Source organism: Mesorhizobium sp. (assembly GCF_024509055.1).
Taxonomy (GTDB): domain Bacteria; phylum Pseudomonadota; class Alphaproteobacteria; order Rhizobiales; family Rhizobiaceae; genus Mesorhizobium.
In genome coordinates this window covers 1-6,766 of sequence record NZ_JANINM010000033.1, presented here as the reverse complement: position 1 = coordinate 6,766, position 6,766 = coordinate 1, and the positions used below count along the sequence as shown (strand labels likewise).

Genomic DNA, 6,766 nt, shown 5'->3' with positions numbered 1-6,766 from the left:
ACGACACTTTTCCGGAATCTGCTCGGTTGCTTTTTCCCAGCCGTCAGCCTATGTAGCCGGTTCTTGAGCGCGCCCATCGTCTAGCGGTCAGGACACCGCCCTCTCACGGCGGGAACAGGGGTTCGATTCCCCTTGGGCGTACCAAGCAAAAATCAAGAGCTTAGCTAACATTCAAACCGATGGATCGAATATATGCCTGCGGAAGACGGCGGGGACTTGATGCTGTTCAACACCTGGTGGCAAAAATAGCCGCCTCAGCTTACACGATGTCGATCAGGCGCCGCATTCGATTTCAGCTTCTGATCCGCCAGAACTCGATCGCTTTTTTGCCTATAGGCAGCTGACGGTCTCGCGCCCAGCAGAAACGCTGGTTTCGGAGTTTTCACCAACCCGTGGATGCTGCAACCTCGAAACCCTTGTCAGTTCGTGGCCTGGAGGGGGCAAGGGCGCGCGGGAAGGCTTGGCGGACAGGGTGAAAGCCGGGGCGCGGAAACCGCTTGCACGGGGCCTATTTCAAATTCAATCTTGCCGTTAGGCGTGGGTCAACCTCACCGTCGTGCTCTTGAGAATACCTTGGCACACCGCTCCCGAAACCGGTTTGCCGTCGGCACCTGTCCCGGTGAAGGTCGAGGAGAAGGGGGCGCGCCTGTTGCATGCGAACCAGGCATAGCTGCCGAACTTCACATCGCGGATGCCCATGGCATTTAGGGCATGTGTCGCGCTCTGCGTGTCGACGGAGCAGCCACCGCTGGCAACGATGGCACCCATAGCGCATATGAGCGCCAGAGATGCGGCAAACTTGAGCACTTTATCCACCGGTGATTGCCTCCATATTGGCACCGATATGTCGTCCATGGTTCGCTGCTCTTGAGGCTATCGCGGAATCGAGGGTAGGGCAAAGTTCGAAACCCTATCCATTCGCCACGTGGACAGGGCAAGGACGCGCGGGAAGGCCTTAGCGGGCAGTGAGTGAAGGCCGTGGGTGCGAAAAAGCGCTTGCAGGTCTGTATTTGGCCGGCCCCGGTCTCAAACCCTTTGGCGCTGCCATCGCGGCGGGGCCAACAAGCTGGCCTCCACCTCGACGGAACCACGGCAAACACAAGCGAAACGGAACGCTTGATAAAGTCGTATTTCCACGAACTTTAGCGAATAAAGAGAGACCGAAATGTCAGCCCTCTCAGGGCGGGAACAGGGGTTAGATTCTCCTTGGGCATACCAAGCAATGTCTTCAAGCCCAGCCAAGACATGCCAAGAGGGTCCTGCACGTCGCCTTTGCTGTCGCAAGCCGGGCAATCGACGGGCTTTCTCACTTCTCCCGGAAAGGAGCTTCGATAGGAAGGCCTGGGCTCTTAGGCAGCCGGGGGAGCGGGCCTCCCGACCCTATGACGTGGCCTCGATTCTTTTCTCGGGAAGCTCTCTCCAACAACAGCGACAGGTGTTGGAGGTGCATCGATTGGGCATCTTCAAGCAATTGCAGAAAGTTGGACGCCTTGCCCCGTGGCAGCCGGCGCCTTTTCAGGGCAACCATCCGCGCGCGCTGGCGCTTGATGTGCTGCTCGGCTTGCAGGACATGCCGTTCCGCCATTTGGATTTCGTCGGCGAGGGCCATGAACCATAAACAGTTGGGCGCGAAGGAAGTTCCGCCCAGCCAAGGCGTCAATTGAAAACGCGGCCCGTGACGGGCGGCGCTTCTGGCGCTGCGCTTCGGATTGAATTAGCATTCGTTCATCAAAGCTCCCGTCGCGATGTTGGATGGCGCGGAACAGGAGCGCAGGGACGAGGCCGGGGCGGCGATCAATTGCCGGCGCTGATCCAAGCGTGACTGGGCATCTGAGACGCATCCGCTGGCAGAGCCAAACCTGGCCGGGAGGAACTGATGCAAAAGCTGCAGTCGCAGGGCGTTCATCATATCACGCTGGTCGGCGCCGGGCGCCAGACGTCCATCGATTTTTGGGAGGGCGTGCTCGGCATGCCCTTCATCTTCGAGCAGCCCAATCTCGACAAGGCAAGCGAGAGCCATCTCTATTTCGATCCGGGCGACGGGCGGCTGATCACCGTCTTTACCGACGAGAGCCGCGCGCCGCCCAAGCGCCGCACGCCGACGGATATCGGGTGTGTGCATCACATCGCATTCTCGGTGTCGCGCGTGACCTTCCTGCAGGCTGTCGCCCGGCTTGACGAGCGCGGCATCAAGCACAGCGGCGTCAAGGATCGCGGCTTCATGGATTCGATCTACTTCGAGGATCCCCTGGGCCTGCTGATCGAGCTCGCCTCCTACCGGTTCGAGCCGCCTGCCGGCTTCTCCCATGCCGAGGTGCTGATGGCGGCGCACAAGGTTCGTGTTGCGCGCGGCGACTATAACATCGCCGAAGTCCATCTCGCTGACGCCATCCAGGCGCTGGTCGAGCGCTCGCGCGAGACCCTGTCCGAAAACAGGGCGCCGAAAAATCCGTACTGAACTGGCCAGAGGGAGGAACAGACATGGCAAAGGCTGCAGTGAAGAGTGCGAAGAAACCCGCGGCCAAGGCCGCGCCGAAGACAGTGGCAAAGTCCGCCGCAAAGGCGGCGGCAAAACCCGCAGCGAAGGCTGGCGCGAAGCCGGCGAAGAAGCCGGCCGTCAAGCTCAACATGCTGAGGCCCAGCGTCAACAACATGTCGGTCCGGGTGTTCGCCCGCGCGGCCGGGCTGGACCACGCCGAGACCGACGCGTGGGGCCACACGCGCTCGCCCGAATTCCTCGCGCGAAACCCGGCGCATCTGACGCCGATGATCGAGGACAAGGGATTGCCACGCGGCGTGCTGTGGGAAAGCTGCGCCATCATGCAGTACTTGGCCAACAAGCACGGGCTGGAGAAATTCTATCCCAAGGCGCCGGCCAAACGGGCGATGATCGACAGCGCGATGTTCTATCTGGTCGGCACGCTCTACCCCTATGTGGCGCGCGCCACCTATCCGGCGCTCGGCTTTCCGCAATATGCCGGCGAGGTCGGCCACAGCGATGCCAATCCCGACAAGAAATCCGAGGCCCAGAAGGCCGCGATGGCGGCAATCGCCGAACCGCTGGAGGTCTTCCACTCCTTCTTCCGGGACGGCAAGCCGTTCATAGGCGGCAAGAACCCGTCGATCGCCGATATCCGGCTGGCGGCGACGCTCGAATTCCTGGCGGTCATCGACTACGCGCTGCCCAAATGGGCGAAGGAATATATGGCTGCGTTGGAGAAGAAGCTCGGCAAGGCCTATGCGGAGCCGGCTGGAGACGTGCGCGGCTATATCGCTCATGTGAAGTCGCAGGCGAAGGCATAACGACGCTCGCATGGCGTTAAGGGCTCGTTAACCGAAGCCGGGTCTACTGGTCCGGTCTCCATCGCGACCACGGATGTACTGGCGCGCAGTCGAGGCAAAGGAAGGTCGGCTTCGCGCCGGCCTTTTGCTTTTCCGCAGATCACATTTTGCCTCACGCCAGTATGATCCTGGCGGAGCTTTGCCGGGCTGAAATCCTATTGTCATCCACGTTGGCGGTCGTACCATGCCACGGGGCGGCTGGATGACGAGGATCTGCGATGAAAAACGTCGGGAGACTTTCGGTCGTTGCTGTCGCGCTGGTGGCCGGTGCGCCGCTTGCTGCAGGCGCTGCTCAACTCAACTCTATGGACGAGGTCGGCACCGCGCTGCAGGCATGCTGGAACCCGCCGGCCAATTCCGGCGATGCATCGGTGACGCTCAGCTTCAGCTTCAAGCGGGACGGCACGCTGATCGGTCCGCCAAAGACGACAGCCATCAAGTTCAAAGGTGACGACAAGGCGAGGAAGGCGTATGTCGACTCCGCCACCACGGCCCTTAAAAATTGCCTGCCGCTCAGCTTTTCGCCAACGCTCGCACAAGGGGTCGCGGGGAACGTGTTCACCCTGCAGTTCAATTCGCCAAAAAAATGAAGCAGCCCAAGGCAGCGTCACGCCAGGCTGGTGCGCCGCGCATTGACGTGGTCTTGCAGCTCCGGCATCTCGAAGACGTAGTCGCTCCAGGCGGATTCCGGAATCTGTCCGGCGAGATAGCAGTCCAGCAGCAGATTTTGCTCCGGCGTCAGATGTCTCGGCGTCCGCTGATGATCCAGCCCAAGCGAATGGATCAGGTTCCGGGTCAGGCCAGAGACGGTGAAGTGAATCGACATCTTCAGTCTCCCTTGCACAGTCCCGATAACGCCGCGTGACGGCGAAAGGTTTCATCGTCGGCGTGCCGATCACGCGAGCTTTACCGTGTGGCCGAACCGACCGCTTCACTATCTGTCTTTTCGCAATGCCGGACGGTGAGCCGTTTCACACTTTTCGTGGAATTGCCCTGGCGACGGCGCTCAGTCGCAAACCACGCGAGGGCGGCTGCCCGGTTCGCTGACATTCCTGCAGGCGAGCGGCTTTTCCGGCGCGGAGGAGGCGTCAGGCGATTTCGAGTCCGTCGGCGCAGGACGGGATGGTTTGGAATGTCGGCGGGGCGCGGTTTTCGCGAATGTGTATGGCGGCGGCGGGAAGACGCCTGGGGCTTCCGGCGATGCCGTCAACTGGGCTTGCCTTGGCGGCTTGTCCCAGACGCGCCTGACGTCGAGCTGGCGCGGGATGACAACCGTGCCGTCATCGGTGCGGGCGCAACCGCCTGCCGCGAGCAACGTCGGGCACAGAATAAGAGCCAGGAATCGACCAAACATCAGCAATACCCCCAGCGGTTTTATAGCCTAGTGACCGCACGCCCGCCAACGGACGGATTACCGCAGCTGGCATCGCATTTAACGGCGCCGGGTGTTTCCGGTTGCAAACCGTTAAGGTTAGCGGAACGTTAATGCTTGTCCGTCACATTCCGCCGACGAACCGAAACGGTTCGGCCTGGGGGTAGGGATGGCGGACACGAACGGGACAGTCGGGGCGGGCGGCGTGGGTTATTCCCATGGGTCGGTTTCGAGTGGCGACGGACCGACCGAAAGGCGAGGCGAAGCCGGGACTTCGGATACGCTCGCCGATCTTCGCATGATGGTCGATTCGATGCCGATCGGGGTCATCGTCCTCAACGCCCAGATGCGCACCGAGGTCATCAACCGCGCCTTCTACGATTTCTGGAAGATCGATCCGCGTTGCGCCGCGGTCGGCTGCGGCTTCCGCGACCTGATGGAGGCCAGCCGAAACGCCGATCCCTACGGTGTCGAGGAGTCGGCGTGGCAGCGTCATATCGCCGAACGCGAAGCCGAGATCGCGTCGGGCGTCGCCGGCTCCAGGCAACTGCCGCGCAATGACGGCCGCACGCTGATCGCCTCGCTGGCGCCGCTTGCCGGGGGCAAGCGGCTGATCTCCTATGTCGACATCACCGACATGAAGCATCGCGAGACCGAGGCGGAGGACGCGCGCAAGAACCTCGCCACCGTGCTGGAATCGCTGCCGGCGGGCGTCATCATCTATGACCGCGACGACCGCTTCGTCTTCGCCAACCACAAGATGCAGGAGGCGCTGCCGGAGATGGCGTCGGTATGGCGGCCAGGCCGGACCTTTCGCGAAGCCCTGGAGTTCGGGCATTCGGCGGGATATTTCCGCCAGAGCGGCGATCCGGATCTGGACAGGCTCTATGGGGTCGACCGGGTCCGCTGGGCCGACGGTATCCTCAGGCGGTCCCGCTTGCCCAACGCGACGTTCGAGCGGATCAATCCGGACGGCACCTGGCACCAGGTCTACGACATGCGCACCGACGACGGCACGTTCATCGGCGTGCGCGTCGACATCACCGGTATCAAGGCCCGCGAGAAAGCGCTGCGCGACTCGATGCGCCAGATCGACCTGTTCCGGCATGTGATGGACGAACTGCCCGTCGCCGCCTTCATCAAGGCGGACGATCTCAGCATCGAATTCGTCAACAAGGCCTGGTGCGCGATGACCGGCATCGCCAAGGAGGATGTCCTCGGCAAGACGGACCGCGAGCTGTTCGGCGCCGTGGACGCCGATAGCTACAGCCGCGACGACGCCGAGGTCATCGTCACAGGCAGGGTGCGCGAGGTCGAGGAGGCGGTCATCCATCGCGACGGCACCGTGCGGCAGCTGATGACGCGCAAGAGCCGGCTGGTCGCCACCGATGGATCGGTCCGCCTGGTCGGTTCCAGCACCGACATCACCGACGTCAAGGCGCGGGAACGGGCGCTCAAGGCAAGCATGAGCGAGAACGAGGTGTTCCGCAGCCTGATCGATAATGTGCCGGTATCTATCTACGCCAAGCGCTCCGACCTCAGGCAGTTCTACGTCAACAAGGGGTGGTGCGACCTCACCGGCTACAGCCAGGAAGAAGCGATCGGCAAGACCGACGTCGAAATATTCGGGGCGGACGGCGAAGCCTTCGTGGCCGGCGATCTCGCCGTGCTGCGCACCGGCGAGACGCAGGAGGTCGAGGAAAGGGTGACGCTGGCGGACGGCAGCGTGCGGCACCAGTTCGCGCGCAAGGGCGCCATGATCGCATCCGACGGCTCGCTCTACCTGATCGGATCGACCACCGACATCACCGAGTTGAAGCAGCGCGAGGCCGAGCTCAGCGAAGCGCGCCAGCGCGCCGTGCTCGCCGACCGCGCCAAGTCGGAATTCCTCGCCAATATGAGTCACGAGATCCGCACGCCGATGAACGGCGTGCTGGGCATGGCCGAACTGCTCGCCAAGTCCGACCTCGATCCGAAGCAGAAGACGTTTACCGACATCATCGTCAAGTCCGGCAACGCGCTGCTCACCATCATCAACGACATCCTCGACTT

General features: G+C 62.2%; 7 protein-coding genes and 1 tRNA gene. 6 read left to right on the top strand and 2 right to left on the bottom strand.

The genetic code is table 11. From position 1 onward, the window contains the following. Positions 1-69 precede the first annotated feature (69 nt). Positions 70-144 (top strand) — tRNA-Glu (locus Q0L57_RS02280). 387 nt (positions 145-531) lie between these two features. On the opposite strand, the gene Q0L57_RS02275 is transcribed toward Q0L57_RS02280, so the two are convergent. After that, positions 532-816 carry a hypothetical protein gene (locus tag Q0L57_RS02275; protein ID WP_296737415.1) on the bottom strand — a complete coding sequence of 95 codons (285 nt, stop codon included), beginning with the start codon at positions 814-816 and terminating at the stop codon, positions 532-534. Between the two features lie 637 nt (positions 817-1,453). Here Q0L57_RS02275 and Q0L57_RS02270 point away from each other — a divergent pair. The 4 genes from Q0L57_RS02270 to Q0L57_RS02255 all read left to right on the top strand — a co-directional run bounded on the left by Q0L57_RS02270 (position 1,454) and on the right by Q0L57_RS02255 (position 3,932). Next, positions 1,454-1,618, top strand: a complete 165-nt coding sequence (locus Q0L57_RS02270) for a hypothetical protein (protein WP_296737413.1) — start codon at positions 1,454-1,456, stop codon at positions 1,616-1,618. A gap of 258 nt (positions 1,619-1,876) precedes the next feature. Continuing rightward, a complete protein-coding gene (locus Q0L57_RS02265; RefSeq protein ID WP_296737412.1) occupies positions 1,877-2,458 on the top strand; it encodes a VOC family protein in 582 nt (193 codons plus the stop codon). A gap of 23 nt (positions 2,459-2,481) precedes the next feature. Further along, positions 2,482-3,303 carry a glutathione S-transferase family protein gene (locus tag Q0L57_RS02260; RefSeq protein ID WP_296737410.1) on the top strand — a complete coding sequence of 274 codons (822 nt, stop codon included), beginning with the start codon at positions 2,482-2,484 and terminating at the stop codon, positions 3,301-3,303. Positions 3,304-3,560: 257 nt separating this feature from the next. Further along, positions 3,561-3,932 carry a hypothetical protein gene (locus Q0L57_RS02255; RefSeq protein WP_296737408.1) on the top strand — a complete coding sequence of 124 codons (372 nt, stop codon included), beginning with the start codon at positions 3,561-3,563 and terminating at the stop codon, positions 3,930-3,932. A 17-nt stretch (positions 3,933-3,949) separates the two neighbouring features. Here Q0L57_RS02255 and Q0L57_RS02250 read toward each other — a convergent pair whose 3' ends face one another. Beyond that, the gene (locus tag Q0L57_RS02250; protein ID WP_296737405.1) at positions 3,950-4,168 is read right to left on the bottom strand and encodes a hypothetical protein; all 219 of its coding nucleotides are present in this window, start codon (positions 4,166-4,168) and stop codon (positions 3,950-3,952) included. Positions 4,169-4,883: 715 nt separating this feature from the next. Between Q0L57_RS02250 and Q0L57_RS02245 the strand changes: the two genes are divergently transcribed. Beyond that, on the top strand, positions 4,884-6,766 hold a 1,883-nt coding region (locus Q0L57_RS02245; RefSeq protein ID WP_296737403.1), incomplete at its 3' end, for a PAS domain-containing protein.

What these genes read in the sequence shown, in the direction of transcription:
- Q0L57_RS02265 (WP_296737412.1), top strand. Translation starts at nt 1,877, where the DNA reads ATGCAAAAGCTGCAGTCGCAGGGCGTTCATCATATCACGCTGGTCGGC.
- Q0L57_RS02260 (WP_296737410.1), top strand. Translation starts at nt 2,482, where the DNA reads ATGGCAAAGGCTGCAGTGAAGAGTGCGAAGAAACCCGCGGCCAAGGCC.
- Q0L57_RS02255 (WP_296737408.1), top strand. Translation starts at nt 3,561, where the DNA reads ATGAAAAACGTCGGGAGACTTTCGGTCGTTGCTGTCGCGCTGGTGGCC.
- Q0L57_RS02250 (WP_296737405.1), bottom strand. Translation starts at nt 4,168, where the DNA reads ATGTCGATTCACTTCACCGTCTCTGGCCTGACCCGGAACCTGATCCAT.